General features: G+C 69.1%; 30 protein-coding genes. 5 read left to right on the top strand and 25 right to left on the bottom strand.

The features are described from left to right. Nucleotides 1-12 precede the first annotated feature (12 nt). The 3 genes from AAW51_RS04455 to AAW51_RS04465 all read right to left on the bottom strand — a co-directional run bounded on the left by AAW51_RS04455 (nucleotide 13) and on the right by AAW51_RS04465 (nucleotide 1462). Nucleotides 13-282, bottom strand: a complete 270-nt coding sequence (locus AAW51_RS04455; RefSeq protein WP_047193631.1) for an HPr family phosphocarrier protein — start codon at nucleotides 280-282, stop codon at nucleotides 13-15. Beyond that, nucleotides 251-709 carry a PTS sugar transporter subunit IIA gene (locus AAW51_RS04460; RefSeq protein WP_047193632.1) on the bottom strand — a complete coding sequence of 153 codons (459 nt, stop codon included), beginning with the start codon at nucleotides 707-709 and terminating at the stop codon, nucleotides 251-253. The genes AAW51_RS04455 and AAW51_RS04460 overlap by 32 nt, the downstream gene beginning before the upstream one ends. A 219-nt stretch (nucleotides 710-928) precedes the next feature. Beyond that, a complete protein-coding gene (locus tag AAW51_RS04465) occupies nucleotides 929-1462 on the bottom strand; it encodes a hypothetical protein (RefSeq protein WP_047193633.1) in 534 nt (177 codons plus the stop codon). Nucleotides 1463-1565: 103 nt separating this feature from the next. Between AAW51_RS04465 and AAW51_RS04470 the strand changes: the two genes are divergently transcribed. Then, nucleotides 1566-2264, top strand: coding sequence for an alpha/beta fold hydrolase (locus tag AAW51_RS04470; RefSeq protein WP_047193634.1), 699 nt, complete (start codon nucleotides 1566-1568; stop codon nucleotides 2262-2264). A gap of 21 nt (nucleotides 2265-2285) precedes the next feature. On the opposite strand, the gene AAW51_RS04475 is transcribed toward AAW51_RS04470, so the two are convergent. Next, complete coding sequence (locus tag AAW51_RS04475; RefSeq protein WP_238947759.1) at nucleotides 2286-2984, bottom strand: DUF4197 domain-containing protein; 699 nt, start codon at nucleotides 2982-2984, stop codon at nucleotides 2286-2288. Between the two features lie 10 nt (nucleotides 2985-2994). On the opposite strand from AAW51_RS04475, the gene AAW51_RS04480 reads away from it, so the two are divergent. Beyond that, a complete protein-coding gene (locus tag AAW51_RS04480; RefSeq protein WP_047193635.1) occupies nucleotides 2995-3495 on the top strand; it encodes a TlpA family protein disulfide reductase in 501 nt (166 codons plus the stop codon). Between the two features lie 9 nt (nucleotides 3496-3504). Here AAW51_RS04480 and AAW51_RS04485 read toward each other — a convergent pair whose 3' ends face one another. The 10 genes from AAW51_RS04485 to lipB form a co-directional block, all read right to left on the bottom strand. After that, nucleotides 3505-4356 carry a DMT family transporter gene (locus tag AAW51_RS04485; protein WP_047197413.1) on the bottom strand — a complete coding sequence of 284 codons (852 nt, stop codon included), beginning with the start codon at nucleotides 4354-4356 and terminating at the stop codon, nucleotides 3505-3507. A 98-nt stretch (nucleotides 4357-4454) separates the two neighbouring features. Then, on the bottom strand, nucleotides 4455-5150 hold the full coding sequence (locus tag AAW51_RS04490; RefSeq protein ID WP_047193636.1) for a helix-turn-helix domain-containing protein: 696 nt from the start codon (nucleotides 5148-5150) through the stop codon (nucleotides 4455-4457). Nucleotides 5151-5245: 95 nt separating this feature from the next. Continuing rightward, nucleotides 5246-5845 (bottom strand): SCO family protein, encoded by a 600-nt coding sequence (locus AAW51_RS30385; RefSeq protein ID WP_053013342.1) that lies wholly within the window; start codon nucleotides 5843-5845, stop codon nucleotides 5246-5248. Beyond that, nucleotides 5842-6321 (bottom strand): hypothetical protein, encoded by a 480-nt coding sequence (locus AAW51_RS30390; RefSeq protein WP_053013343.1) that lies wholly within the window; start codon nucleotides 6319-6321, stop codon nucleotides 5842-5844. Before AAW51_RS30390 ends, AAW51_RS30385 begins: the two co-directional genes overlap by 4 nt. Beyond that, complete coding sequence (locus AAW51_RS04505) at nucleotides 6318-8714, bottom strand: RICIN domain-containing protein (RefSeq protein WP_047193637.1); 2397 nt, start codon at nucleotides 8712-8714, stop codon at nucleotides 6318-6320. The genes AAW51_RS30390 and AAW51_RS04505 overlap by 4 nt, the downstream gene beginning before the upstream one ends. Nucleotides 8715-9213: 499 nt before the next feature. After that, nucleotides 9214-9888 carry a response regulator gene (locus tag AAW51_RS04510; protein WP_047193638.1) on the bottom strand — a complete coding sequence of 225 codons (675 nt, stop codon included), beginning with the start codon at nucleotides 9886-9888 and terminating at the stop codon, nucleotides 9214-9216. Further along, nucleotides 9885-10622, bottom strand: a complete 738-nt coding sequence (locus AAW51_RS04515; RefSeq protein ID WP_053013344.1) for a sensor histidine kinase — start codon at nucleotides 10620-10622, stop codon at nucleotides 9885-9887. Before AAW51_RS04515 ends, AAW51_RS04510 begins: the two co-directional genes overlap by 4 nt. Nucleotides 10623-10625: 3 nt before the next feature. Then, the gene (locus tag AAW51_RS04520) at nucleotides 10626-10955 is read right to left on the bottom strand and encodes a hypothetical protein (RefSeq protein WP_047193639.1); all 330 of its coding nucleotides are present in this window, start codon (nucleotides 10953-10955) and stop codon (nucleotides 10626-10628) included. A gap of 127 nt (nucleotides 10956-11082) precedes the next feature. Beyond that, complete coding sequence (lipA, locus tag AAW51_RS04525; RefSeq protein WP_047193640.1) at nucleotides 11083-12072, bottom strand: lipoyl synthase; 990 nt, start codon at nucleotides 12070-12072, stop codon at nucleotides 11083-11085. Nucleotides 12073-12099: 27 nt separating this feature from the next. Then, a complete protein-coding gene (gene lipB, locus AAW51_RS04530) occupies nucleotides 12100-12762 on the bottom strand; it encodes a lipoyl(octanoyl) transferase LipB (protein ID WP_169787982.1) in 663 nt (220 codons plus the stop codon). A gap of 80 nt (nucleotides 12763-12842) precedes the next feature. Here lipB and AAW51_RS04535 point away from each other — a divergent pair, with 80 nt between their 5' ends. Continuing rightward, complete coding sequence (locus AAW51_RS04535; protein ID WP_157359618.1) at nucleotides 12843-13568, top strand: tetratricopeptide repeat protein; 726 nt, start codon at nucleotides 12843-12845, stop codon at nucleotides 13566-13568. Nucleotides 13569-13581: 13 nt separating this feature from the next. On the opposite strand, the gene AAW51_RS04540 is transcribed toward AAW51_RS04535, so the two are convergent. From AAW51_RS04540 to AAW51_RS04570, 7 genes are read right to left on the bottom strand one after another with little or no spacing between them, the layout of a single operon-like run. Continuing rightward, complete coding sequence (locus AAW51_RS04540; RefSeq protein ID WP_047193641.1) at nucleotides 13582-13857, bottom strand: DUF493 family protein; 276 nt, start codon at nucleotides 13855-13857, stop codon at nucleotides 13582-13584. Next, nucleotides 13854-14741, bottom strand: coding sequence for a D-amino acid aminotransferase (locus AAW51_RS04545; protein ID WP_047193642.1), 888 nt, complete (start codon nucleotides 14739-14741; stop codon nucleotides 13854-13856). Before AAW51_RS04545 ends, AAW51_RS04540 begins: the two co-directional genes overlap by 4 nt. Before the next feature lie 43 nt (nucleotides 14742-14784). Beyond that, complete coding sequence (locus AAW51_RS04550; protein ID WP_047193643.1) at nucleotides 14785-15939, bottom strand: D-alanyl-D-alanine carboxypeptidase family protein; 1155 nt, start codon at nucleotides 15937-15939, stop codon at nucleotides 14785-14787. A 36-nt stretch (nucleotides 15940-15975) separates the two neighbouring features. Beyond that, the gene (locus AAW51_RS04555) at nucleotides 15976-16584 is read right to left on the bottom strand and encodes an alpha/beta hydrolase (protein WP_047193644.1); all 609 of its coding nucleotides are present in this window, start codon (nucleotides 16582-16584) and stop codon (nucleotides 15976-15978) included. A gap of 5 nt (nucleotides 16585-16589) precedes the next feature. Beyond that, nucleotides 16590-16916: a (2Fe-2S) ferredoxin domain-containing protein gene (locus tag AAW51_RS04560; protein WP_047193645.1), complete on the bottom strand. Its 327-nt coding sequence runs from the start codon at nucleotides 16914-16916 to the stop codon at nucleotides 16590-16592. Then, nucleotides 16913-18088, bottom strand: coding sequence for a VanZ family protein (locus AAW51_RS04565; RefSeq protein ID WP_047193646.1), 1176 nt, complete (start codon nucleotides 18086-18088; stop codon nucleotides 16913-16915). The genes AAW51_RS04560 and AAW51_RS04565 overlap by 4 nt, the downstream gene beginning before the upstream one ends. An 8-nt stretch (nucleotides 18089-18096) precedes the next feature. After that, nucleotides 18097-18525 carry a CopD family protein gene (locus AAW51_RS04570; protein WP_047193647.1) on the bottom strand — a complete coding sequence of 143 codons (429 nt, stop codon included), beginning with the start codon at nucleotides 18523-18525 and terminating at the stop codon, nucleotides 18097-18099. Between the two features lie 386 nt (nucleotides 18526-18911). Here AAW51_RS04570 and hemB point away from each other — a divergent pair, with 386 nt between their 5' ends. Together hemB and AAW51_RS04580 are read left to right on the top strand one after the other, a co-directional pair. Continuing rightward, a complete protein-coding gene (gene hemB / locus AAW51_RS04575; RefSeq protein ID WP_047193648.1) occupies nucleotides 18912-19913 on the top strand; it encodes a porphobilinogen synthase in 1002 nt (333 codons plus the stop codon). 6 nt (nucleotides 19914-19919) lie between these two features. Continuing rightward, nucleotides 19920-21044, top strand: coding sequence for a magnesium transporter CorA family protein (locus AAW51_RS04580; RefSeq protein WP_047193649.1), 1125 nt, complete (start codon nucleotides 19920-19922; stop codon nucleotides 21042-21044). Nucleotides 21045-21132: 88 nt separating this feature from the next. On the opposite strand, the gene AAW51_RS04585 is transcribed toward AAW51_RS04580, so the two are convergent. Genes AAW51_RS04585 through tsaB form a run of 4 tightly spaced genes read right to left on the bottom strand, consistent with a single transcriptional unit; the run spans nucleotide 21133 to nucleotide 24232 of the window. Then, on the bottom strand, nucleotides 21133-22095 hold the full coding sequence (locus AAW51_RS04585; RefSeq protein ID WP_053013346.1) for a DUF1853 family protein: 963 nt from the start codon (nucleotides 22093-22095) through the stop codon (nucleotides 21133-21135). A 15-nt stretch (nucleotides 22096-22110) separates the two neighbouring features. Next, a complete protein-coding gene (locus tag AAW51_RS04590) occupies nucleotides 22111-23034 on the bottom strand; it encodes a uracil-DNA glycosylase (RefSeq protein WP_047193650.1) in 924 nt (307 codons plus the stop codon). After that, a complete protein-coding gene (rimI, locus tag AAW51_RS04595) occupies nucleotides 23031-23462 on the bottom strand; it encodes a ribosomal protein S18-alanine N-acetyltransferase (RefSeq protein WP_083438082.1) in 432 nt (143 codons plus the stop codon). Before rimI ends, AAW51_RS04590 begins: the two co-directional genes overlap by 4 nt. A gap of 41 nt (nucleotides 23463-23503) precedes the next feature. Next, nucleotides 23504-24232 (bottom strand): tRNA (adenosine(37)-N6)-threonylcarbamoyltransferase complex dimerization subunit type 1 TsaB, encoded by a 729-nt coding sequence (tsaB, locus tag AAW51_RS04600; RefSeq protein ID WP_238947760.1) that lies wholly within the window; start codon nucleotides 24230-24232, stop codon nucleotides 23504-23506. Between the last annotated feature and the right edge of the window lie 58 nt (nucleotides 24233-24290).

Below are 24290 nucleotides of genomic sequence, written 5' to 3' on the forward strand. Positions count from 1 at the left end.
GCGCCGGCCCGGTTACTCGCCTTCGCCGAACTTGTCGTCGATCAGCGCGACGAGGGCGGACATCGCCGCCTCTTCGTCCGGGCCGTCGATCTCGATCTCGACCTCAGTGCCGATACCGGCGGCCAGCATCATGACGCCCATGATGCTCTTGGCGTTGACGCGCCGGCCGTTGCGGCTCATGAAGACCTCGCTCTTGAACGATGCGGCGAGCTTGGTGAGCTTGGCCGAAGCGCGGGCGTGCAGCCCGAGCTTATTGCTGATGGTGATGGTCTGCTTGATCATGTCCCGGACGATAACCGACGCTTTGTGACTGATTCTGGGGCTTGCTGGTGGTCACCTGCATCACGCCCTGCGACGCCCCGGCGACGGCGCGGGCGACGAGGGTGTCCAGCGGCTCGTTCTGGTAGCACAGACTGCGCCACAGCATCGGCACATTGACACCTGCCACCACCTTGACGGTCACGCCGTCGCCGAGCCGCTGCGCGACGTTGCAAGGCGTGGCGCCGAACACGTCGGTCAGGATCAGGGCCTCGGGATTCTTGACGCGGGCGAGCAGCACGCGCGCCTGGGCTTCGATGTCTTCGAGCGGCAGGTTGGGGGCGACGTCGAGCGCTTCGACCGCTGCCGCACAGTCCGGAAAGGTGTGCGCCGCGCAAGCCTTCAAGGCGCTGGCGAGGGGGGCGTGGGCAATGATCAGGATGCCGGACATAACAAGAATCGTGGATTATCTGCCCAGATGCTCGCCGTGTACCGCGCCAACTGAAACAGTGTGGCGCCGATCACGATGCAGATAGGCGGCAGTGCAGCACAGCGCGTACCCGCCCGAAGGACCGCGCAAGGCCGTGCGTGCGACAAAGCCGCGCCGGCGCAGAGGCGCAGAGCCGAGCACAGGCTGCAACGCGGTGTCGACGCGAGGCGGCTGCATGCGTCACGGCAGGCGCAGGCCGCTGAAAAAGCTGTCCAGCGCCTCGTCTGACAACCGCGTGCCCACCACGCTCGCCTGGTAGACATGCGTGCCTTTGGCGAAGAAGGCCGCGTGCTGCGCGAGTGCGCTGCCGTCGGCGCGCCGGCCGGCCACGGCGATGCGCAAGGCTTGCGGATTGGGGGTCATGCCCGCCACCCCGGCCGGCCCCAGCACCGTTTCCTGGCCGCCGAGGTTGCCCACCGCGGCCGCGCGCAACTCGTTCAAGGCCGGTGTGACACGGGCCGGGTCGCCCAGGTCGACATGCGTCACACCGAAGGTCATGCCGCTGGTGCTGCAGCTGAACATCGACATGCGCCCCGTCGCCCCGCCGAGCGGCACCTCGCGCGCATGGCTGAGCGGCTTGCACGGAAACAGCGCCTCGAGGCCGGTGTTCTCGGGGCGCACCTGGCGCCAATCCAGGCCGGGGCTGCAGGCCACCAGGGCCGCGGCGGCGGCGGCGATCAGGGCAGGGCCGGGGGCGGGCAAAGGTCGGTTCATCGGCAGGATTATCGACAGCGCCCTCACAATCGGGTCGAGTGCCGCAGGGGAACCCCACGTGGCGAGGGGCCCGGGCGGCACACGAACACGACAAGGAGAGCACATGGCCGATTTCGTATTGGTGCAGGGCGCCTGGCATGGTGCCTGGTGTTGGAAGCGGGTGTTGCCGGCCTTGTGGCAGGCCGGTCACCGCGCCTTCCCCGTCAGCCTGACAGGCGTGGGCGAGCGGGCCCATCTGGTGGGCACACCGATCACGCTGCAGACGCACATCGACGATGTCGTCAACGTCATCGAGGCCGAAGAACTGCAGCGGGCGGTGCTGGTAGGCCACAGCTACGCCGGCATGGTGATCACCGGGGTCGCCGACCGCCTGGCCGAGCGCATCGCACATTTGGTCTACCTCGACGCGGTGGTGCCGGCGCCCGGCGAGAGCTGGGCCAGCGGCCACAGCGCCGAAACCCAGGCGGCGCGCCGCAAGGCGATCGCCGAGCAGGGCACGCTGCCGGCCGGCGACCCGGCCGCCTTCGGTCTGACGGGTGAGGATGCCGCCTGGGTGGCGCGGCGTTTGACGCCACAGCCCGGCGGCGTTTACGACAGCGCCTTGTCCTTCGACGCGCAACGTGTCTGGGCGCTGCCCAAGACCTTCATCGACTGCACCGACCCGGCCTTGCCCACCATCGCGGCGTCGCGGCAGAAAGTGCGCCGCGAGCCGGGTTGGCGGGTGGTCGAGATCGCGACCGGGCACGACGCGATGATCAGCGCACCCGAGCCCTTGCTGCAGGCGCTGTTGGCGCTCGTCTGAGGCCGGCGCCCGGCGCGCGGGTCAGAGCGCGCCGAATACCTTGCGCAAGATCGCGCTGCCGGTGCCGATCGGGTCGCGCCGGATCTGCCGCTCTTCCTCGGCGATCATGAAAAACAGGCCGTCGAGCGCCTTGCCCGTGACATACGGCTCGATGCGGACGTCGGACGACACCAGGCCGAAGGCGGCGGCACGGTCGACCAGCTTGTTGTAGCGGCGCGCCAGCCCGACCTTGTCGGTGGTGGCCGCGACGATGGGCAAGAAGCGCTGGCCCAGCGGCTCACGCGTCTTGCCCGAGAAGAATTCGGTGACGGAGGTGTCCGAGCCGCGCAGGATCTGCTTGGCATCGCTGACGCTCATTTGCTTCACCGCGCCGACCAACAGTGACCTGGCTTCGGGCACCGCGGCCTCGGCGGCCCGGTTCATCGCCGTCTCGAGTTCGTCGAGGCGCTGCGCCTGGCCGATGCTGCGCAGCAGGTCTGCGGCATCTTGCAGATGCTCGGGCAGCGGGATGCGAACTTTCGGGTTGCCGAGGAATCCATCGGTGCGTCCCAGCAGGTTCACGGCGGTGACGGCGCCGCGCTCGAGCGCGGTTTTCAGGCCCAGGGTGGCGTCGCGCTCGCTGAGGTCGGAGAGCGACAAGGCCCAGGTCGAGGCGGGCGCGCCGAGCAGCGTGCTGGCGGCCAGGACGCCCAGGCGCCCCGTAAACTTGCGACGATCCACGGAGAACTCCATGAAAAAAGCACATTATCTAGCCGCGCTGGTGGCGGCCCTGGCCATCGGCGTCGGCGGTTATCTGGCGGTGGGCCGCACCGAAACCGCGCCTGCGGTCGACTATGTGTTGCTGGACGGCAAGCGGGAGAACTTCGCGGACCTCAAGGGCAAGGTCGTGCTCGTCAACTTCTGGGCCACCAGCTGTACCACCTGCGTCAAGGAAATGCCGGAGATGGTGCACACCTACGAGAAGTACCACGGGCGTGGCCTCGACTTCGTTGCGGTGGCGATGAGCTACGACCCGCCGGCTTATGTCGCCAACTTCGCTGAAACGCGCAAGCTGCCGTTCAAGGTGGCGATCGACAACACCGGTGAAGTCGCCAAGCGTTTCGGCGACATCCGACTGACGCCGACCACGTTCCTGCTAAACAAGCGCGGCGAGGTGGTCAAGCGGTATCTCGGCGAGCCCGATTTCGCCGCGCTGCACCAATTGGTGGAGCAGTTGCTCGCCGAAGGCTGAGGGCGCCACTCAGCCGCGGGCCCGCACCCCCACCACCGCGGCGCCGACAATCAGCGCGGCGGCCAGCCCGGTCGACCAGGTGAGCGGACGCCCGGTCACCAGCAGCAGCAAACTGGTCGACGCCAGCGGCGTCAGGTAGCTGAGGATGCCGATGGTGCGCGGGTCGCCGGTCTTCAGCGCCTTGTCCCAGAGGAAAAACGCGGCGCCCAGCGGCCCCAGCCCCATCACGGCCACCAGGCCCCATTCGCGGGCGGACAGCGTGACCGCCGGCTCCAGCAGCGCGTGGCACAGCAGCGACAGCAAACCCGACACCAGGCCGAACAGCCCGATCGCCGAGGTCGGGAAGGCCGGCACCCGTTTGGTCATCAGCGAGTAGCTGGCCCACATGAAGGCGGCCGCGAGCGCCGGCAGATAGCCCCAGGACCACTGGCCCGACAGCGACCGGCCGCCGACGATGGCGACCGCCGCACCGGCAAAGCCGGCCGCCGCCGCGAGCAGGTGCAGCGGTCGCAGGCGCAGGCCGGGCAGGAACAACGGTGCCAGCACGACGATCAGCAGCGGCCACAAATAGTTGACCAGGTTGGCCTCGACCGGCGGCGCATGGCGCAACGCGATGAACAGCAGGAAGTGGTAGCCGAACAGGCCGTACAGGCCCATCGCCAGCGTCCTGGCCGGCACCCGCCACTCTCGCCAGCGCGGCCAGGCGGGCAGGCTGCCGATCAGCAGCGACAGCCCCGTCAGCAAGAACGGCGGCACGCCCGACAGCGCGACGCCGAGCGTGGCGAGCGAGGCCCACAGCGCGATGGCGCCCAGCGCGTAGAGGTGGGAGGCGAGGGGAGGGGGGACCAGGGTCGAGGACATGGCTGGCAGCATAGGGCCGGCTGCCCGGGCGACTCGTCGCGCAACGCCGGCGTGTCGTCGCGTAATACCGAACTTGCGATGCCGAACTTGCGGCTGGCTCAGCGAGCGGCGTCGGCGCGTCGCAGCGCCGCGGTCAGCGCCGACGGTGACCGGTAGCCGCAGCGCTCGGCGATCTGCTGCACCTGCCAGCCTTGTGCCCGCAAGCGGCGCGCCTGTTGCAGCCGCCGCTGGCGCAGGTAGGCCATCGGCGCCCAGCCGGTTTCCTCGACACAGCGGGCGGCGAACTGCGAAGGGCTGAGGCAGACCTGGAGCGCCATCTGCGCCACCGACAAGGGCTCGCCCAGCCGGGCGTCCAGCCACAGATCGAGCGCGGCCCAGTCGATCGCACGCCGCGTCGCCGTCGGCGCAGCGCTGCCGTGGGCCGTCACGGTGGCCAGCAGCAAGGCCGCGGCCGCCGGCTGAGGCAGTCCACCTTCGGCGCCCTGCGCGGCCAGGAAGCGCAGCAGGTGCAGGGTCGACGGGGCGGTGTCGACCACGCGGCCGGCCAAGGGTGCCAGCCCTGCGTGGTCTTCCGGGCCATCGACGACAAAACAGCGGCTGCCGGCGCTCGACCAGAAGTCGTGGCGGTCACCGGGGGCGATGACGGCCAGGCGACCGCTGCTGACACAGGCACCACGGCCTTCGATCTCGAGCTCGAGCCGCCCCTGCCAGCCCCACAGCAGCTGGTAATGGTCGTGGCTGTGGCTGCCGGGCGACGGGCCGTAGTGGCGCAGGCTCAGATGGGGTGAATGCATACAAGGAAGGATGGCGGCAAGGCATGCAGGGCGAGCGCGGAGCCCACGTCCCGACGCAAGTGTAGGCCGGCGCGTGCGCGCCCGGCGGGACAGCATCAAGGGGCGAGGCGGTCGGCGATCTCGGCCGGGTCCGGCAGTTCGGCGGTGCGCCAGACCAGGCGTGCCTGGCGGTCGAACAGGTAGACCTGCGTCATGTGTGCATCGCGCTCCGGCTCGCCGGGGTTGAAGGCGGCCATCAGCTGCGAGGCGTCGAGCTGGCGGGGCACGGCGGCCCGCCACAGCACGTCGTCGGCGCCATGGCGCTGCCGCCAGGCGGCCAGGGCGGCCGGCGTGTCGCCCAGGGGGTCGAGGCTGAGCGACAGCAGCCGGGCCTCTCGTGCGGCCGGCCGTGCCTGCAGTCGTGCTTGCGCCTGCGCGAACAATGCGCCCTGCACCGGGCAGATGGCGGAGCAGCCGGTGAACATGAATTGCACCGCGGTCGCGCGGCCTTGCAGCAGCGTGCGCAGGCCCACCGGCCGGCCATCGTCGAGCCACAAGCCGACATCGGGAGCCGGCTGTGGTGGCACGACCGGGCCGATGCGGCCATGCGCACGGACCGCCGCGGGCAGGCCGCACAACAGGGTGGCCAGCCACGCGAGGCAGCGTCGGCGGCTCTCCCGCGCGATGGGATCGAACACGTTGGGCGGCGAGCTCATGGCAAGGTGTTGACACTGACACCCGGCCGGGTGAGGAAGGCCCACAGCGCGCGGCACTCCACGGCGCTGAGTTGGTAGCGCGGCATCGCCCTTTGCAGCGTGACATGGGCCGGGTCGATGCCCGCGCGCAGCGCCTCGCACAAGCTCTGCTCCGTGTATGACGAGGGCGGGCCGGTGCGTCGCACGCGTGGCTGCAACAGCTCGGTACGGCCGAGGGGCCGTGCCGCCCGCCCGGGCTCGAAGCTGCGCCCGGCGGGGGCAGCGTGGCAGTTGGCGCAGACCAGCGTGGCGGGCGGTAGCCATCCGCTGTGGCCGGCGATGCGACCCTGCAGGGGTGACAGGCCGTGGAACAAGGCGGCGCCCTGGTTCACCAGGCCCCCCGGTTCGCTCGCTTGCACGGGCGCGTACAGCCCGAGCGCCAGCAGCCCACCCAGCACCGGGCGGCGCCGCTCGCGCAGCCGCGATGGCCTGGTCACCGCGCCGCTCGCTTGCCCGACGCCGCAGGCGCGAGGCGCAGCAAATGCCCGATGCTCGGAACGCCCCGCACATCGAGTGCGAACAACCAGTAGTCGCCGGGCGGTGCCACGCCCGGGTCGGCGGGCAGCGTCAAGGTGTAGCCCTGGGCGCCATCGTCACGGCGCACGTCGCGGCCGACGGGACGCAACACCATGCGCCGCTGGTCGTTGTTGATCGAGTGGGTGACGATCGACAGGCGGACGAGCGCGAAGCCGGCGGTCGGGCCGCTGGTGGTGACGGGGATAGCCTGGCCGTATTGGACTTGCGCCGGCGCTTCGACGATGGCGGGGCGGGCCGCAACGGCGGTGCCGTCGGCATTGAGCAGATAAGGCGGGGTGAGGATTTCCGCGTTGCGGTGGTTGACGGCGCACGGACCGCACAGCCCGCCGCCGCCCACGAACACACGCCCGTCTTGCAGCAGGATCGCGACGCTGTGGTAGTTGCGCGGCGTGCCCATCGGCGCCAGCCGGGTGAAGACTTCGCTCACCGGGTTCCACAGTTCGGGCACCAGCACCGACGCATCGTCGGTGAACACCCGGGGCGCCGCCAGGCCACCGATCAGCAGCACTTCGCCGTTGGGCAGCACGACGCTGTTGTGCATGCCGCGCGCGTAGGCCATCGGCGCCACACGCCGCACCGACAGGCTGTTGCCGTCGTAGGCGACCACCTGCGCGGAGGCGGTGGCGGCGGCGTTCTCGTACGCCGGGGCGCCGCCGGCCTTCAAGATATGTCCGGTGTCGAACGCCGCGGCCGTGCCGTTGATGCTGTAGGCGTCGTCGCCGCGTGGGCCGGCCGGGGTCACCTGGCCGTCCCCGGACACGTCGATCCAGTGCATCTCGGCGCTCGGCCCCACCTGTAGCACCCGGCCGCCGGCCATCGTGAACAACCAGAAATGGTTGTCGCTGCGGTAGATGCCGCCGGGGTCGGGGCCCAGCATCGGCTCGGCCTTGACGCCGGGCAGGGGGCGCCAGCCGCCCTCGGCGGTCCACAACTCCCCGTCCTTGCCGCCGCGCACACCGCTCCACGACCCGCCCACCGTCAACACGCTGCCGTTGCCCAGCAAGGTGCTCGCGTGATACCCGCGCCCGAGGTTCATCGTCGCGCCCGCCGTCCAGGTGGCGTTGGTGGGGTCGTAGAGGCTGGTGCGTGCGCTGCTGCTGCCGCCGTTCACCAGCAGTCGCCCGTCGGCAAGACGTGCGGTGCCGGGGCAGAACATGTCGTGTGCGGTCTCGGTGACCTTGCGTTCGGTGGCCGTCATCGTCGCCGGGTCGAACACGGCGGTCAGCGTGTAGCCCTGGTCACCGCCGAAGTTGAGGCGGTCGTAGGACGCCCAGGTGAGCAGCTTGCCGTCGGGCAGATGGGCGGCGGCCACCGGCACGATCGAGAAGTCGACCAGTGGGCTCCACTGCGAAGGCCGGCTGGGCGCGGCCAGGGTCCATTGCTGGTGGGTCGCGTCGGTGCATTCGACCTGCGCCACAGCCGCCCCTTCGGGCGCGGCCGCCGGGTCCACCGCCAGGCATTTGTCACTGTGCGCCGCGCGCAGTCGATAGGCCCCTCGCTGGGCCTGTAGGCGCCAACGCTGGGCCGTGCCGCTGTCGCAGGGCTCCTGCACGAGCTTGGCGCCGGCCTCGGTCGAGGCGTCGGGCACCCGCAGGCACAAGCCGCTGTGCTCGACCACCAGATGATGGCCGTCGTCCACGGGCCGCAACTGCCAGCGCTGGTGTGCGCCAGCGGCGCCGTTGCAGGACGACTGCACGATCCCGGCGCCTGCCTGGCTGGCGCTGTTCTGCACCGTCAGGCACAGGCCGCTGTGGCGTCCCACCAGGGCGGCCCGGGCGTCGGGCGCCAGGACGCCGCCATCGAACATGAACACCTGGTTGGGCTGGCTGCCACAGGGCCATTGGATCAGCGGTGTCTCGTCCCAACGTGTCCCGCGCAGCACGTCAGCGCACTGCCCGCTGTGTCGGGCCCGCAGCCGGACGCCGCCGTTCTGCGGCAACAGCTTCCACAACTGGTGCCCGCGGTTCCGGCAGCGCGATTGCACCAGCGCCGCGCCGCGCGCACCGCTTTCCCGGTAGACGCTGAGACATTGCCCGGTGGCCCGCAGCACCACCCGGTAGAACCCGTCCTCGAAGTGCTCGAGGGTCCACTGATCCTGTGGGCTGCCCTCGCACGGCGACTGCACCACGCGGCTGTCTTCCGAGGTGGCGTCGTCGAGGATGCGCAGGCATTTCGCACTGTGGGTGGCCGCGACCGGGGCGTACCCCTGGAGGACCTGCCCGGCACTGGCGCCGCTGGACAGCAGCCCCGTCGCCACGCTGCCAACCGCCCACCAGATTCGGAAGATGTTCATGGAGGCCTCGCACCTGTGGAGTGAACGCTGAACGTGGCTATCAGGGAGGGAGGGCCGGGCCCGCCGAGACATCCTGTAGCACAGGAAACCTAGAACGGCGTTGCGAGCTTTACAACGGGCAGCCGGAACACATCCCTCAGCCAAGGGGGACCGCGGTTAGCACACGCAAAACAGGCATGAATGTCAGGAGGCGGCAGGATGAACGGAAGGGCGATTTGCCCTCTTCCGCCGTTCATCGGGTTAGAAGCGTGCGCATACAAACGCTACGAGCCGCATCTTGCTTTGAACACGCAGGCACTCGACGTCAGTCGGAGCTATCTCCCCGGCGCCGTCGTGTCGGAGCGTGACAACCCCTGCCGCCACCTGACACACGCGTGCCGGTTTCTGTCTCAAACAGACACACGAGGTAACTTCGTGGGGCTTTCGAGGACGCCGGTGGAGCCTGCAGAGGCGCAGGATCCGGTCGCTTGTGCTGGCGTGGCGCGACGCGAGAGCGGGCTTATTCGGGGCCCAGGTCGTCCGACAGCCAGCGATGCGCGAGCGCGTAGCGGATGATGTCGGTGCGGCCTCGCAGCTGCAGCTTCTCGACCGCGGCCGCCTTGTAGAACTCGACCGTCTTGACGCTGATGCCGAGCCGTTCCGCGATTTCCTTGTTGCTCTGGCCCCACGCGATCATGCGCAGCACCTGCTCTTCGCGTTCGGTCAGATCGGGCTTGGTGCGGCCCGTTGGGCCGGCGCCGGTGCCGCCGCGGCCGAGTGCGTGGGCCACCAGGGCGCCGGCCACCGCGGGGTCGATGTAGGTACCGCCGCCGGCCACGGTGCGGATCGCCCCGAGCAGCGCGCCCGCCGGCGACTTCTTGACGACGTAGCCGGTCGCACCCGCCCGCAGCAACCGCCGCAGATAGCCCTGGTCACCGTGCCGCGTCAGCGCCAGCACCCGCACGGCCGGGCAGGACTGCCGCACCTGCTGGGCAGCGTCGGCTCCGCTCAGGTCGGGCATCGAGACGTCGAGCACCACCACGTCGGGCTGGTGGCGTTGCGCCAGTTGCACCGCTTCGCGGCCATAGCCGGCCTCGGCCACGACCGCCATGTCGGGCTCGGCATTGATGAGCAGCGCCAAGCCCTCGCGCAAGATCGCGTGGTCATCGGCCAGCAGGATGCGCAGCGGGCTCACCGGGCGCCACCGCGGTCGGTGGTGTCGGCGCTGACGGTGGCCGCCGCGAGTGTGAGGTAGACAGTGCAGCCGCACCCGGGCGCCGACTCGATCTCGGCCCGTCCGCCGGCCAGTGCCGCGCGTTCGGACATGTTCAGCAGCCCGAGGCGCCCGCGAGCGCGTGAGCCTTGCCGCACGCTGGCCGGGTCGAAGCCGCGCCCGTTGTCTTCGACGATCGCCCGCAACACGCCGCCGCGGAACTCGACGATGACACTGGCTCGCGTCGCTTGCGCGTGTCTGATCACATTGGTCAGCGCTTCCTGCACGACGCGGAACACGGTGGTCTCGCTGGTGGCGGCAAAGCGGCGCCCGTCCAGCCCGGCGGTGTGCAGTTCGAGTGCCAGGCCGGCACTCGGGGCCAGGTCGTCGACCAGCGTTTGCAGCGCGTCGTGCAGCCCGAGGTCGTCGAGCACCAAGGGGCGCAATCGATGCGAGAGCTGGTCGATCGCGTCGTCGAGGCGGCGCACGTCACGCTGTACGCGCGCCAGGCTGGGACGCAAAGCCGGCGGGCAGGCATCGCTGCGCAGCAGCGCATCCAGGTCGAGTTGCAGCGCGGTGACATGCTGTCCCAGCGTGTCGTGCAGTTCGCGCGCAAAGTGCCGGCGCTCTTGTTCTTGTGTCTCGACGATGCGGTCGAGCCATTGCCGCGGGGCGCCGTCCCCGGGGAGCGCAGTGTCGAGAGAGACGGCCGTCATGCTCTATTCCTCATGGTCGTCCGCGCAGGGCGGCCTGCCGTGGCAGCACGACAGAATCGCCCAAGCACTGGCAGCACTGGTCGCATTTCGCTTGAGGCGCTCGATCCTACGCGCGGCCCCCCGCGCGTCGATCATGACCCTGTCGGCAGCGAAACGCGGGTTCACATCCGCTCGCGCACGGTGCAGATCAGCGGGCGTCGGGCGTTCCTCGGCGTGCTCGAATGCATCGAGGTCGAGGGGTTTGCGCCGCTGCGGTCCGGAGTCATCGTGGAGCAGGGGCAGCTGCTGGCGGCGCGCGGCGGAAAGCACGGTGCGGGTGCAGGCGGTGAGCATCTCGCACGCCGTGGGTAGCGAGGAAGGAAGCAGCAATGGAGTGCGGGACACCCGGGGAAGTCAGACCCGACCTCCGGGAATATCCCGGGTGCCAGCGCCGCCCGGCGCAGGCGCTCCCCGGCCCCGCTCAGCCGATCGCGACCCCTGCCTGATGCGCCTGCTGGTCGGCGTGGTAGCTCGAGCGCACCAGCGCGCCGACGGCCGCATGCGAGAAGCCCATTTCGTAGGCGCGCGCTTCGAACATCTTGAAAGTGTCCGGGTGCACGTAACGCCGCACGGGCAGGTGGTGGCCGCTCGGCGCCAGGTACTGGCCGATGGTCAGCATGTCGATGTCGTGCTCGCGCATGTCGCGCATCACCTGCAGGATCTCGTCGTCGGTCTCGCCCAGGCCTACCATGATGCCGCTCTTGGTCGGGACGTCGGGCGCAAACTCTTTGAAGCGCTTCAGCAGCGTCAACGAGAACTGGTAGTCGGAGCCGGGCCGCGCTTCCTTGTAGAGGCGCGGCACGGTTTCGAGGTTGTGGTTCATCACGTCCGGCGGGGCAGCCTTCAGGATGTCCAGCGCCCGGTCCATGCGACCGCGGAAGTCCGGCGTGAGGATCTCGATGCGGGTCTCGGGCGACAGTTCGCGCGTCTTGCGGATGCACTCGACGAAGTGCGCCGCACCGCCGTCGCGCAGGTCGTCGCGGTCGACGCTGGTGATCACGACGTACTTGAGCTTCAGCGCGGCGATGGTCTTGGCCAGGTTGAGCGGCTCGTCGGCGTCGAGCGGATCGGGCCGACCGTGACCGACGTCACAGAACGGACAGCGCCGGGTGCACTTGTCGCCCATGATCATGAAGGTGGCCGTGCCCTTGCCGAAGCATTCGCCGATGTTGGGGCAGGACGCCTCTTCGCACACCGTGTGCAGCTTGTGCTCGCGCAGGATCTGCTTGATCTCGTAGAAGCGGGTGCTCGGCGAGCCCGCCTTGACGCGGATCCAGTCGGGCTTCTTCAGTTGCTCCGCGGCCACCACCTTGATCGGGATGCGCGCGGTCTTGGCTTGGGCTTTTTGCTTGGCGGTCGCGTCATAAGAGGCCGCGTCTTGGGCCTCGTGGACGACGTTGGGGGTGGACATGCAGGCTCTCCAGGCTCGCCCGGGGCGTCAGGGGCTGAAGTGTGCCGCGAGCCGCTCACCCAGGTGTGCTGCCGCGGTGCCCCAGTCGGTCGAGACGCCAAGTGTAGCCAAGTCCACCGTTTGCAGCCCGGCGTAGCCGCAAGGGTTGATGCCGCCAAAGGGCGTCAGATCCATCGCCACATTCAGCGCCACGCCGTGGTAGGTGCAATGGCGGCTGATCTTGATGCCGAGCGCGGCAATTTTGCCGAGCCCGGCGAAGGGGTCGGGGCGCGGGCCGGTGAGGCTGGCGTGGCCGAAGGGGTCGGCCAGCCGCACATAAATGCCCGGCGCGCCCGCCACCCGGTGGCCGGTGACGCCGTAGCGCTCCAGGGTCTGCAGCACCGCCTGTTCCAGCCGGAAGACGTATTCCTTCACGTAAATACCGAGTCGTCGCAGGTCGACCAGTGGGTAAGCGACCACTTGACCCGGGCCGTGGTACGTCACCTGCCCGCCCCGGTTGGTGGCCACCACCGGGATGTCCCGCGCATCGAGCACGTGAGCGGCCTGGCCGGCCAGGCCCAGCGTGTAGACGGGCGGGTGTTCACCCAGCCACAGTTCGTCGGGCGTGTCCGGCGTGCGCGCCTCGGTGAAGTCGCGCATCGCCTGGTAGGTGGCCGGGTAGTCGACAAGGCCGAGGATACGTGTTTGCATGTTTGGCGCTCGATGAGCAAACAGTCTATCGTCGGGGCGAGCCCCGGCGGGGTACGCGGCAGCGCCGCGAAGGAGCGAGCATGCGAGTGATGCGCAACCTGATCCGTCTGACGGCCGGCTTGGTGCTGTTGGCCTGCAGTGCGACGGCAGCCGCGGGCGTGAACGCGCCGCCGGCCGGCACGGCCGGGGGGAATGCCGCCGGTCAGCAGGCCTCGAGCGAGCGGCGCGATATCGAGGCGGCGCTGGCGGTGTACCAGGCCGGGCGCCTGCCCGAGGCCGAGCAGATGTTCCGGGCGCTGGCCCGCAAAGGCAATGCCGTGGGGCGCTACAACCTCGCGATGATGCATGTGCTCGACGAAGCCGCCCGCCCGGACAAGCACGAGGCGGTGGCCCTGCTGAAACAGTCGGCGGCGCAAGGATTCATCCGCTCGGAGTACGCGCTCGGGCAGGTCTACGAGCTGGGCGTGGCGGGGCCGCCCGACCAGGCGCATGCGGTGGTGTGGTACCAGCGCGCCGCGCAGCATGGGCATGTCGATGCGCAGGTGTCGCTGGGCACCGCCTACTACCTCGGGCGCGGCATCGCGCGCGACCTGGGCCAGGCCGCGCAGTGGTACCGGCAAGCCGCCCAGGCGGGCGACGTCGGCGCGCAATACCTGATCGCCTCCATGTACGAAACCGGCCTCGGCGTCGAGCAAGACCTGAGGATCGCGCGCTACTGGTACGACGCGGCCGCGCGCAACGGCGACGAGGCCGCACCGCACAAGGTGAAGGAACTGGACAACCGCCTGCGCGACAGGTCGCTGTGAGCGCCGGCGCGGGTCAGAGCACCACCTTGACCATCGGGTGCGACGACAGCGCCCGGTACAGTTCGTCGAGCTGCTGCCGGCTGGTGGCGGTGATCGTGATGGTCAGGCCCAGGTAGTTGGCGCCCTTGCTCGGCCGCATCTCGATGGTCGAGGCGTCGAAGCTCGGGTCGAAGCGCTGCGCGACCTCGGCGATCGCCTGGGCGAAGCCGTCCACGTTGGCGCCCATCACCTTGATCGGGAACTGGCTGGGGTATTCGATGAGCGACTGCTCGGGAGGGATCGGTTTCATATCGACTGTTCCGCTTTGGCCCGCTGGTAGGCCTCGTACAAGCGGGCATAGATGGGGCCGGGTTTGCCTTTTCCAGCCCCATGGCCCACGGGCTCGCCGTCGAGGCGGGTGACGGGCAGCACCTCTTTGGCGGCGGACGACAGCAGGATCTCGTCGGCGGCGTTCACTTCGGTCTCGGCGATCGGGCGCAGGTTGAAGCCGATGCCCAGCTCTTCACACAGTTCGGCGATGAGGCTGTAGCGTATGCCTTCCAGCACATGCTCGCTCTTCGGGGCCCCGAGCACCGCCCCTTCGTGCACGATCCAGACGTTGCTGGCGGAAGCCTCGGTGAGGCAGCCGTCGCGGAACAATATCGTCTCGGCGACACCGGCGTCGGCGGCGATCTGGCGCGCCAACACGTTGCCCAGCAATGAGGTCGACTTGATATCGCCCCGCTGCCACCGGAAGTCGCGGGCACTGACGCAGGCCACCCCCTGGCGGCGCTGCTCAGCGCTGACCGGCTTCAGGGTGCTGACCATCATGAACACCGTCGGTTCCACACCTTCGGGCATCACATGGTCGCGCAGCGCGACACCCCGCGTGACCTGCAAATACACCAGCTGGTCGGGTGCGTCGGCCCGCTCGGCATGCTCCTCCACCAGGCGCCGGATGCGCTCCAGCCACTCGGTCTCGGTGTGCGGATTGCGGATGCGCACCTTCGACAAGGACCGCTCCAGCCGCGACAGGTGCTGCTGGAAGCGGAACAGCCGCTTGCCGTAGACCGGTATCACCTCGTAGACGCCGTCACCGAAGATGAAACCGCGATCGAGCACCGAGATTTTCGCGTCGCACAGGCGGGCGTATTCCCCGTTGAGGTAGCACAGGCTGTCGGGCAGGGCTTGCATCGTCGCCTCCTCTGCGGGCGCCAGGTCGCCCACAGCGCGGAGGTTACTTGATCCAGAGCCGAATAGCATCCCAGGCACGGCCGAAAAACCCGCTCTGCTCGACCGGCTCCAGCACCACCAGCGGCGCCTCGGCGATCAGCGTGCTGCCGTTGGTGACCTTCAGCTTGCCGACCGCCTGGCCCTTGGTCAGCGGCGCGATCAGCGGGTCCACCCGCTCGATCTGGGTTTTGATCTTGTCAGCATCGCCCTTGGCGACCGTGACGAACACCGCCCTCGGGCTGCCCAGCTTGACCTCGGCGGCTGCGCCTTTCCACACCTGCGGCGTCGCCACCGGTTTGTTGGCCTCGAACACCTTCAGCGTGTCGAAGGCCTGATAGCCCCAGTTCAGCAGCTTCTGGCTCTCGTTCGCGCGCGCCTCCATCGAGGTGGTGTTGAGCACCACGCTCAGCAGCCGGCGTTTGCCGTTCGGATAGTCGCGCTGCGCCGACGCCACCAGGCAGTAGCCGGCCAGCGCGGTGTGGCCAGTTTTCATGCCGTCGACGGTGGGGTCGCGCCGCAACAGCAAATTGCGGTTGGGCTGCGTGATGTTGTTGAACTTGAACTCGCGGATCGAATAGAGCGAATAGAAGTCCGGGAAGTCCTTGATGATGTTGGCGGCGATGATGGAGAGGTCGCGCGCCGTGCTGGTGTGGCCCGGCTCGGTCATGCCGGTGACGTTCTTGAACGTCGTGCGCTTCAGGCCCATGCGCTGGGCCTCGCGGTTCATCAACTGCACGAAGGTTTCGACGCTGCCGGCCACCCCTTCTGCAAGTGCGACCGACGCATCGTTGCCCGACTGCACGATCATGCCCTTGAGCAGGTCGTCCACCGACACCTGCATGCGCGGCTCGACGAACATCACCGAGGCGCCGCCCTTGCGCTCGTCCCAGGCGCGGGTCGAGATCGGCAGCAGCTGATCGCGCGTGATCTTCTTGTCGCGGATGGCGCCGAAGACCACATAGGCGGTCATCAGCTTGGTCAGCGACGCGGGGTCGGACGGCGTGTCCGGGTCGCGAGCCGCCAGCACCTGCTGGCTGGTCATGTCCAGCAGCAGATACGACTTGGCCGCCACCTCGGGCGGTTGCAGCGGTTGGGCCTGCACCACGGCAGACGAAAGGCTGACGGCAACAGCCAGGCAGACAGCAAATACTCGTTTCATGAAGTCCAGTCGTTGGTCGTCGGGAGGCTGCGCCCCTCAGGCGAGGGCGCGTGTCACCAGATTCTTCAGCAAAGGCAGTTGTCCATGGAAAAAATGGCCTACGCCGGGGATCACCACGACGGGCAGGTGCTGCGGGCGGGCCCAGTCCAGCGTGGCGGACAGCGGCACGACGTCGTCCTGCTCGCCGTGGATCACCAGCGTGTGCTCGGGCACGGCCGCCACCTCGAAGTTGCCGGTGGCCGGGCCGACCAGCACCAGCCGGCGCACCCGCTCGTGGCCGATGCGCGCAGCAGCTTGCGACGCGACATAGGCGCCGAACGAGAAGCCGGCCAGCGCCAGGGCCTCGCCGTCGCGCTGGTGCCGGGCGACCGCGGTCAGCATGTCGTCGATCTCGCCGCGCCCGGCATCCCAAACACCTTGCGATGCGCCGATGCCACGGAAGTTGAATCGCACCGCTCGCCAGCCGCTCGCGACGAAGGCGCGCGCCAGCGTTTGCACGACCTTGTTGTCCATCGTGCCGCCATGCAGCGGATGGGGGTGGGCGATGACCACCAGCCCTTGTTCAGGGCCCACCGGGGCGTCGACAGCACATTCGAGCGTGCCGGCCGGGCCTTCGATGCGCTCGCGCAGTGTCTGCGAATTCATCGGGTTCAGCGGCCCACGTCGGGAGGCAGCAACAGGCGCTCGACGACCTGGCCCTGCTTGAGGTGCGAGTCGACGATTTCGTCGATGTCGTCCTGGTTGACGAAGGTGTACCAGGTGCCTTCCGGGTACACCACCGCCACCGGCCCGCCGGCGCAGCGGTCGAGGCAGCCCGCCTTGTTGACCCGGACCTTGCCCGGCCCGGCCAGGCGCTCGGCCTTGACGCGCGCCTTGCAGTGGTCGAAGGCCTGCTGGGCCTGGTGGTCGGCGCAGCAGGCTTCACCGTTGTCGCGCTTGTTGAGGCAGAAGAAGATGTGGCGCTCGTAATAGCTCATGCGCCGATTCTAGGCCGCCGCACCTTGTCCTTGCGGCGCTGGGGCAGGCGCTTTTGGCGCTGTGTGGGGGCCTGGGGGCCGCGGCTGAACAGACGTGCGGCGAAGTACGCCAGCGTCACATAGGGCCAGAGCCAGCCGATCCATTGGGCCAGCCCGTGGAAACGGATGAAGCGCCCCTGCTCCCAGCCCTGCAGGCTGGAGGCGAAGTAGGGATCGGCGGGTGCCAAGTTGACCAGCGCCATCGAGGTGGCGATCAACCCCAGCCCCAGCGCCGCGGCGACGCGCGGGGGCAAGAAGGCCAGCACCAGCGCCACCGCGACCCCGACCAGCCAACCCACCTCCGACGCCACCGCGACCCACGCGAACGCGTGGTCCGGGCCGAAGCCGAGCGCTGTCGACAGCGTCGTGGCCGCCGCACCGAGCAAGGCGGCACCGAGCACCAGCAGGCTGCGCCGCCAGGTGGGGGGTGTGATGGTGTAGGCGAGCAAGCAGGGGGCGAGCAGGCCCATCGCGATGGTGGCGAGTTCCAGCTCCGGCGTGAGCGGCTGACGGCCCGGCGCGGGCAGGTCGAGGGCCCAGGCCTCGTAGGGCGTGTCGCGCAGCAGGTCCTGCAAGGCTTCGTGCAGACGCTCCCCGACATGGCCCAGCGCCAGGGGTACCGGTGCCGGAAATAGCAGGGCCACCGGCCACAGCAGCAGCAGCGCCAGGCCGCCGCCGCTCTGCGGCACGAACCAGCGGTCGCGCAAGGTCTGCCAGCGTCCGAGCCAGCCGAGGGCGGCGACCAGCACCGCGAGCAGGGCGCCCGCCAGGGTGCCGAGCGTGTTGAGCGCGAAGTCGACGTTGGACGGCACCCGCGACGGCAGGAAGTTCTGCAGCATCTCGAGCCCGGCCGACAGCCCGGCACCCAGCAGCACGGCGACCAGCAGCGCAAGGATGCGGTGCCACCCGGTGCGCATCAAGGCGCCGCACCACAGCCCGCCGAGCGGCATGTAGCCGAGCAGGTTGGACACCAGGTCGAAGCCGGTCCACCAGCGCGGCCACGGTAGCGTCCAGAACGCCCACGGGCTCACGCCGGGCGCCTGCCACTCGGAAAACGGGTAGAGGCTGGCGTAGACGACCAGCGCGGCGTAGGCCAACGCCAGTGGCACCAGCGAGCTGCGATGGCGGCTCATGGGGGCGATCAGAAGGGTTTGACGACCACCAGCAGCACCACCAGCAGCAAGGCCACCACCGGGGCCTCGTTGAACCAGCGGTACCAGGTGTGGCTGCGGCGGTTGTTCAACTGCTCGAATTCGCGCAGCAACCGCCGGCAGACGTGGTGGTAGCCGACCAGCCCGATCACCAGCGCCAGTTTCGCGTGCAGCCAGCCGTTGCCGCTGCCCCGGCCGATGCCGTAGTACAGCCACAGCCACAGCCCGAAGCCGAGCGCGGGTACCATCAGCAGGGTCATGAAGCGGTAGAGCTTGTGGGCCATCAGCAGCAACCGCTCGCGTTCCGCGTGGCTGTCCTGCGGCACCATGGCCAGGTTGACAAAGATGCGCGGCAGGTAGAACAGGCCGGCGAACCAGCTGGTGACGAAGACGATGTGGAGGGCTTTGATCCAGAGCATCGCGCGATGATAGCCAGCGGGTTGGCAGCGGTTGGCAGCAACCCCCCGGGCGGGCGTCGCGCGGTGCAGGGTACGTGCCCGCGGTGCAAGCAAACGTCTGATACGTTAAGCGACGCAACCGGATGCCAACCGCCATCGGGCCGCCCAAAAGAAAGAGCCCCAGTCCGAGGGACTGGGGCCGCAAAGCCTTAACGCTGTCATCACGGTAAGGCACCTGCTCAGGGAGGAAAAGCAGGGAATGAACGCCTTGCGACGTATCATTCACATGTAACTTTACCAGAACACAGCTGTCATTTCACTGACACGTACCCCCGCGTGAGGCATGGAAAACGCTAGTATTTCGCTAGTATTTGGTGTTTCCAGCGCTTGTTACAGGACTTTTTCCCTTGAGTTTTCCTGCCGCCTTCCCTTCGTCGCGGCCGCGCCGTCTGCGCCGCGACGACCACACACGCCGCCTGGTGCGCGAGAGCCGGCTGAGCGCCGACGACCTGATCTACCCGGTGTTCGTCCTCGACGGCCAGGGCCAGGTGCAAGACGTGGCCTCGATGCCGGGCGTGCAACGCCTGAGCCTCGACCGTCTCTACCCGGTCGCCGAAGAATGCCTGACCCTCGGCATCCCGGTGTTGGCGCTGTTCCCGGTGATTGACCCCGCGCTGAAGACCGAAGACGGCCGCGAAGCCTGTAACCCCGAGGGCCTGGTGCCGCGTGTGGTGCAGGGCCTCAAGCAGCGCTTTCCTGAACTGGGCCTGTTGACCGACGTGGCGCTGGACCCCTACACCACTCACGGGCAGGACGGGCTGATCGACGACACCGGCTACATCCTGAACGACGAGACGGTCGAGGTGCTGAAGCGTCAGGCCTTGACCCAGGCCGCGGCGGGCGTCGACATCGTGGCGCCGAGCGACATGATGGACGGCCGTATCGGCGCCATTCGCGGAGCGCTGGAGGCGAGCGGCTCGATCCACACACGCATCATGGCCTATAGCGCCAAGTACGCCAGCGCCTTCTATGGGCCTTTCCGCGACGCGGTGGGCTCCAAGGCCCAACTCGGCAAGAGCAACAAAAAGGTCTACCAGATGGACCCGGGCAACTCGGACGAGGCCTTGCGCGAGGTCGCGATGGACATTGCCGAGGGGGCCGACATGGTCATGGTCAAGCCCGGCATGCCCTACCTGGACATCGTGCGGCGCGTGAAAGACGAGTTCCGGGTCCCCACTTTTGCTTATCAGGTGAGCGGCGAATACGCGATGTTGAAGGCGGCGGCGGCCAACGGCTGGCTCGACCACGACGCGGTGATGATGGAGTCTTTGCTCGCCTTCAAGCGCGCCGGCGCCGATGGCGTGCTGACCTATTTCGCGATCGAGGCCGCCCGGGCGCTGCGTTCCTGAGTCGCGATGCGTGTCTTCCATGTCAACTCGAAGTTCACCGAACTCGAAGCGCTCCCCGAGTCGCTGCCCGCGCAGGGTTATCTCTGGATTGCCATCTCGCGTCGACAGTTCGAAGTCAACCTCGCGCTGCTGCAGCCGCTGCTGATCGCCTGGACTGGCGGGCCGCTGGTCGACCTGCACATTTCCGACCTGCTCAACAACCAGCTGCCTTCGCACTTCGACTACACCTCGTGGTACGACCTGCTGGTGTTTCGGCGCCTCGCCGCGGGGGCGGGCACGAGCGCGCTGTTCCTCGACGAGCAGCAGGGCTCGCTCAGCTCGGCCCAGCAGGCCTTGCAGTCGATCGACACCAGCCCGGTCGGCTTCGCCATCTTCGACCGCGTGCTGATTTCGGTGCACCCGGTGGACTGCCAGGTGCATGAGTTTTTCATCGGCCGCTTGACCCAGATGAGCCAGAGCAGCGGCGAAGGACGCGCCGAGGCGCGCAGCGAGGGCCGCGGGGCCTCCTCGCGCCTGCCCACGTCGCCCGACGACCAGATGCTGCGCATGGTCAACCACATCGTCGACGGTTATCTCGAACTGCGCCGCTTGCTGACCCGGCAGCTCGGCTACCTGCAACATGAACTGCTGAGCCCGCGCGGCACCTTCCGCAGCTGGCAGGTGCTGCTGGACTCTCGCAACACGCTGCACGCGCTGGAAGACATCTGCGAAGACCAGCGCAGTGCGGTGCAGGAGTGGATCGACACCTTCGAAGAGTGGCCGGCCACGACCGACAAGCGGGTCGTACGCGAGCGCGAGTTGCTGCGGGTGCGGTCGCGCGACGTGCTCGAGCACATCGAGCGGGTGTTGCAGCACGTGCGGCGGCTCGAGTCGTCGGCCGAAACGGCGGTGCAGATGCATTTTTCGGCGCAGAGCCACCGCACCAACGCCATCATGCGCACCTTGACCGTGTTGACCGCCGTGTTCCTGCCGCTCAACCTGATCACCGGCATCTTCGGCATGAACTTCGACGCGCTGCCCTTGATCCACTCGACCACCGGCGTGTGGGTCGCCTTCGGCATCATGCTGGCGGTGGGCCTCGGACTGGGCGCGTTCTTCTGGCGCAAGCGCTACCTGGGCTCGACGCACTGATCCGCGGTCCCCTCGGGCGGACGCACTTGCCGCTGCCGTGCGTGCGTGTCGGACCCGCAAGCGGCTGCGACCCGTCCCCGCCTGCGCCTCAAACCTCGGGCCGGTCCCAGCCGTCGGGCACCACGAACCAGCGCTCGCACTCTTGCCACGCCTGCTCGCGCCGCGCCACCCGGGCGTACAGCTGTGCACTCGGCCAGCGGCGGGCGCCGCGAGGTGGCGCCTCGGCCCACCGACGCGCCACTTCTGCGGCCAGTGCTTCACGACGGATCGGGGTGGACGTGCCCGGCACGCGCGCCGGCACCATCCAGCGCGCCCGGGGCAAAGGCAGGTAGTGGCCGTCGGGCAGGTCGTTCAATCGCCTCCATTCGATCCAGCGCCCCTGCAAGTGGTCGGGCGCGAGCAGGTCACAGAGCGGCACCGGGCGGTCGTGGCGGTAGAACATCCAGCCGCGGGTGTAGGCCTGCGGCCGCCAGGCGCGGTCGTCCCAGGGCGGGGGCGGCGTGTGTCTCAGCTGGCGTTCGAACAGCTTGGCCAGCTTGCCGGGCAGGGTTTCGGCGCGGTCGGGGCCGACAAAATCGGCGGCCATTGCGGTTGGGCCGGTCGCGGTGCAGAGGAAGAACTTGACCGCCAACTCCCAGTGCCAGGCTTGCCCGGTGTCGTCCTCGAGCAGAAAGTCGATCTCGCCGATGGTGGTGTCGTCCAGCCCGCATCGTTCCCCAGCGGGGCGGCGCAAGGGCAGGTTGGCGGCCACCAGACGATGGACCGGTCCATGCCGCAAATAGAACTCGAGCAGCCGTTCGGCATGGCGGCCGAGCGGTTGGCGCGTTGCCCCGGCCTGCAGCTCGAACGCGTCTCGCGGCCCGCCCTCGCGAGCGCGCAGGCCTGCCAGCCAGGCCTCGATGGCAGCCCGCTGGTGCGGCTCGAAGCGCTGCACCGGGGCATCGATGCGACCTTCGGCCAGCAACGGGGGCGACAGCAGCAGCCAGCGCAAGTCGTCCAGCACGGCGTCGCCCTCACGGCACACCATGTCGGGCAGCGTCACGACGGGCATGGGCAGGCGGTGCTGTCAGCCTGTCGAAGCCGTCGCAGTGTCCTTGGCCAGGCACAGGTCTTCCCATGCCTTGGCCTTGTCGGGCAGGTTGCGCAGCAGATAGGCCGGGTGGTAGGTGACGATGACCGGCACGCCGTGATAACGGTGCACGCGGCCCCGCAGCCTGCCGATCGGCTCGCTCGTCTGCAGCAGTGACTGCACCGCAAAACGGCCCATCGCGAGGATGATCTTGGGCTGCACCAGTTCCACCTGCCGTTGCAGATAGGGCTCGCACTGGGCCACTTCTTCGGGCTCGGGGTTGCGGTTGTGCGGCGGCCGGCACTTCAGCACGTTGGCGATGAACACCTGCTGCTGGGGCCCGGCCTCCTGGCGCGTCAGGCCCACGGCCCGCAGCATGTTGTCGAGCAGCTTGCCGGCCTGGCCGACGAAGGGCTCGCCCTTGAGGTCTTCCTGCTCCCCCGGCGCTTCGCCGACGACCATCCAGTCGGCCTGCGGGTGGCCGACGCCGAACACCGTGTTGCGCCGGCTGCTGCACAGCTTGCACGCCGTGCAGCCTGCGACGGCGTCGCGCAGCGCGGTCCAGTCCATTTGCTCCACACCGCTCGGGCGGCGCGCCGTCGGCACGAGCGGTGCGGTGGGGCCTGGCCGCCTCGGCCCGCCCCCGCCCAAACCCCGGTCCTGCCGTTCGGCGAGCGCGTCGAGTTGGGGTTCGAGTGCGGCCAGCACGTCGATCGGCTGCGGATCGGGCATGGGCGGCGCGGCTGCCACGTCTTCTTCGGCATGTGGCGAGGCGGGCGGCGGTGCCGCCTTGTGGAGCCTCACCTCGGACGCAAAGCTTGCGGCCTCGGCTGCCTCCGGCGCAACGTCGTCGCGCCGGGGTTCCCACGGCACGATCCCCATCTCCTTGAGCATCGCTCGCTGGCGGTCGTCCCAACTCATAGGCCCAAGCTCATCACGATGGCGTCTTCGCGGCGCCCGGCGGCGGCGGGGTAGTAGCCGCGGCGCAGGCCCACGCTGCGAAAGCCGTAACGGTCATAGACCGCCCTTGCGCGCAGGTTGCTCACGCGCACCTCCAGCCACAGCTGGTGCGCGCCGCGTTCGCTGCGAGCCAGGTCGCACAGCGCGTCGAGCAGGCGCAGCGCATGCCCTTGCCGCTGGAAAGAGGGTGTCACGGTCAGGTTCAGCAGATGCATTTCATCGACCCCCGCCATGGCGACGAAGTAGCCGATCAGGGTCCCGTCGTCGCGCATCAGCAACTGCGCGTCGTAGCCGGCATGCAGCGAGTCGATGAAGTTGCCGCGCGTCCAGGGGAACTCGTAGGCGGCCTGTTCGACCGGCAGGACCTCGCGCAACGAGGCCACGGTCATCGGCACGAATTGCGGCGAAGGCGCTGGGACAGGCAACACGCTCACTGAGCCACCTCCCCCTGCGCCGATTTCTGCGCCTCACGCTCTGCGGTGGTTTGCGCGACCTTGTCGCGGATGTACAGCGGCAGGGCCTCGGCGGCGTCGACCGCTTCGCCCCGTGCCCATGCCGCCTGCGCCAGTGCCAGCAGCGCGCCGGCGTCGGGCACGGCGTCGGGCAGCAATTGCCACGGCCCGGTCGCGAGGCTGGCCCGGTGCACCTCGGCGGCATTGCCGGCCACGGCGGGCGTGCCCTCTCGGGCGAGCTGTTCTGCCAGCGCCGGCGCGCTGTACAAGGCCGGCGGGCGTTGCGTGTGCCAGCGGCTGCCGTCGTGGCGGTAGTGCGCCGCGTAGATTTCATTCATGCGGGCGTCGAGCGTCGCCCACACGTCGGTGCAACCGTGGTGTTGCCGCGCGGCCTCGGCGACCACCAGCAGCGTGTCGATCGGCAGCACCGGCTTGCCGGCGCCGAAGGCCAGGCCCTGCGTGACCGAGCAGGCCGTGCGCAGCCCGGTGAAGGCGCCCGGGCCGCGCCCGAAGGCGATCGCATCGACCTGTTGCAGGCCGACGCCCGCTTCCTCAAGCAGCGCCAGCAGCGCGGGCAGCAGCCGGGCCGACGCCTGCGCGCCGCCGTGGTCGACGCGGCTCAGCACCCGCGTGCCGACCGCGACGCCGAGATACATGGTTTCGGTGGCGGTTTCGAGCGCGAGCAGGACAGGGGCGGGGGACGACACGGGAGGCAGGCCAAACGGGGTCAGGGATACACCCCGGCAGTTTAGCGGGGGTGCCGAC

Source organism: Caldimonas brevitalea, assembly GCF_001017435.1.
In the GTDB taxonomy this organism is placed as follows: domain Bacteria; phylum Pseudomonadota; class Gammaproteobacteria; order Burkholderiales; family Burkholderiaceae_C; genus Caldimonas; species Caldimonas brevitalea.

Coding starts and splice junctions, on each gene's coding strand:
- AAW51_RS04560 (WP_047193645.1), bottom strand. CDS start 16,916: ATGAGCTATTACGAGCGCCACATCTTCTTCTGCCTCAACAAGCGCGAC.
- AAW51_RS04515 (WP_053013344.1), bottom strand. CDS start 10,622: ATGACGGCCGTCTCTCTCGACACTGCGCTCCCCGGGGACGGCGCCCCG.
- AAW51_RS04520 (WP_047193639.1), bottom strand. CDS start 10,955: ATGCTCACCGCCTGCACCCGCACCGTGCTTTCCGCCGCGCGCCGCCAG.
- AAW51_RS04550 (WP_047193643.1), bottom strand. CDS start 15,939: ATGAAACGAGTATTTGCTGTCTGCCTGGCTGTTGCCGTCAGCCTTTCG.
- AAW51_RS04545 (WP_047193642.1), bottom strand. CDS start 14,741: ATGCAAGCCCTGCCCGACAGCCTGTGCTACCTCAACGGGGAATACGCC.
- lipB (WP_169787982.1), bottom strand. CDS start 12,762: ATGCAAACACGTATCCTCGGCCTTGTCGACTACCCGGCCACCTACCAG.
- AAW51_RS04570 (WP_047193647.1), bottom strand. CDS start 18,525: ATGCTCTGGATCAAAGCCCTCCACATCGTCTTCGTCACCAGCTGGTTC.
- AAW51_RS04480 (WP_047193635.1), top strand. CDS start 2,995: ATGAAAAAAGCACATTATCTAGCCGCGCTGGTGGCGGCCCTGGCCATC.
- AAW51_RS04535 (WP_157359618.1), top strand. CDS start 12,843: ATGCGAGTGATGCGCAACCTGATCCGTCTGACGGCCGGCTTGGTGCTG.
- AAW51_RS04540 (WP_047193641.1), bottom strand. CDS start 13,857: ATGAAACCGATCCCTCCCGAGCAGTCGCTCATCGAATACCCCAGCCAG.
- AAW51_RS04505 (WP_047193637.1), bottom strand. CDS start 8,714: ATGAACATCTTCCGAATCTGGTGGGCGGTTGGCAGCGTGGCGACGGGG.
- AAW51_RS04585 (WP_053013346.1), bottom strand. CDS start 22,095: ATGCCCGTCGTGACGCTGCCCGACATGGTGTGCCGTGAGGGCGACGCC.
- AAW51_RS04490 (WP_047193636.1), bottom strand. CDS start 5,150: ATGCATTCACCCCATCTGAGCCTGCGCCACTACGGCCCGTCGCCCGGC.
- AAW51_RS04460 (WP_047193632.1), bottom strand. CDS start 709: ATGTCCGGCATCCTGATCATTGCCCACGCCCCCCTCGCCAGCGCCTTG.
- AAW51_RS04485 (WP_047197413.1), bottom strand. CDS start 4,356: ATGTCCTCGACCCTGGTCCCCCCTCCCCTCGCCTCCCACCTCTACGCG.
- AAW51_RS04465 (WP_047193633.1), bottom strand. CDS start 1,462: ATGAACCGACCTTTGCCCGCCCCCGGCCCTGCCCTGATCGCCGCCGCC.
- AAW51_RS04590 (WP_047193650.1), bottom strand. CDS start 23,034: ATGAGTTGGGACGACCGCCAGCGAGCGATGCTCAAGGAGATGGGGATC.
- lipA (WP_047193640.1), bottom strand. CDS start 12,072: ATGTCCACCCCCAACGTCGTCCACGAGGCCCAAGACGCGGCCTCTTAT.
- AAW51_RS04470 (WP_047193634.1), top strand. CDS start 1,566: ATGGCCGATTTCGTATTGGTGCAGGGCGCCTGGCATGGTGCCTGGTGT.
- AAW51_RS04580 (WP_047193649.1), top strand. CDS start 19,920: ATGCGTGTCTTCCATGTCAACTCGAAGTTCACCGAACTCGAAGCGCTC.
- AAW51_RS04565 (WP_047193646.1), bottom strand. CDS start 18,088: ATGAGCCGCCATCGCAGCTCGCTGGTGCCACTGGCGTTGGCCTACGCC.
- rimI (WP_083438082.1), bottom strand. CDS start 23,462: ATGACCGTGGCCTCGTTGCGCGAGGTCCTGCCGGTCGAACAGGCCGCC.
- AAW51_RS04555 (WP_047193644.1), bottom strand. CDS start 16,584: ATGAATTCGCAGACACTGCGCGAGCGCATCGAAGGCCCGGCCGGCACG.
- AAW51_RS04455 (WP_047193631.1), bottom strand. CDS start 282: ATGATCAAGCAGACCATCACCATCAGCAATAAGCTCGGGCTGCACGCC.
- AAW51_RS30385 (WP_053013342.1), bottom strand. CDS start 5,845: ATGAGCTCGCCGCCCAACGTGTTCGATCCCATCGCGCGGGAGAGCCGC.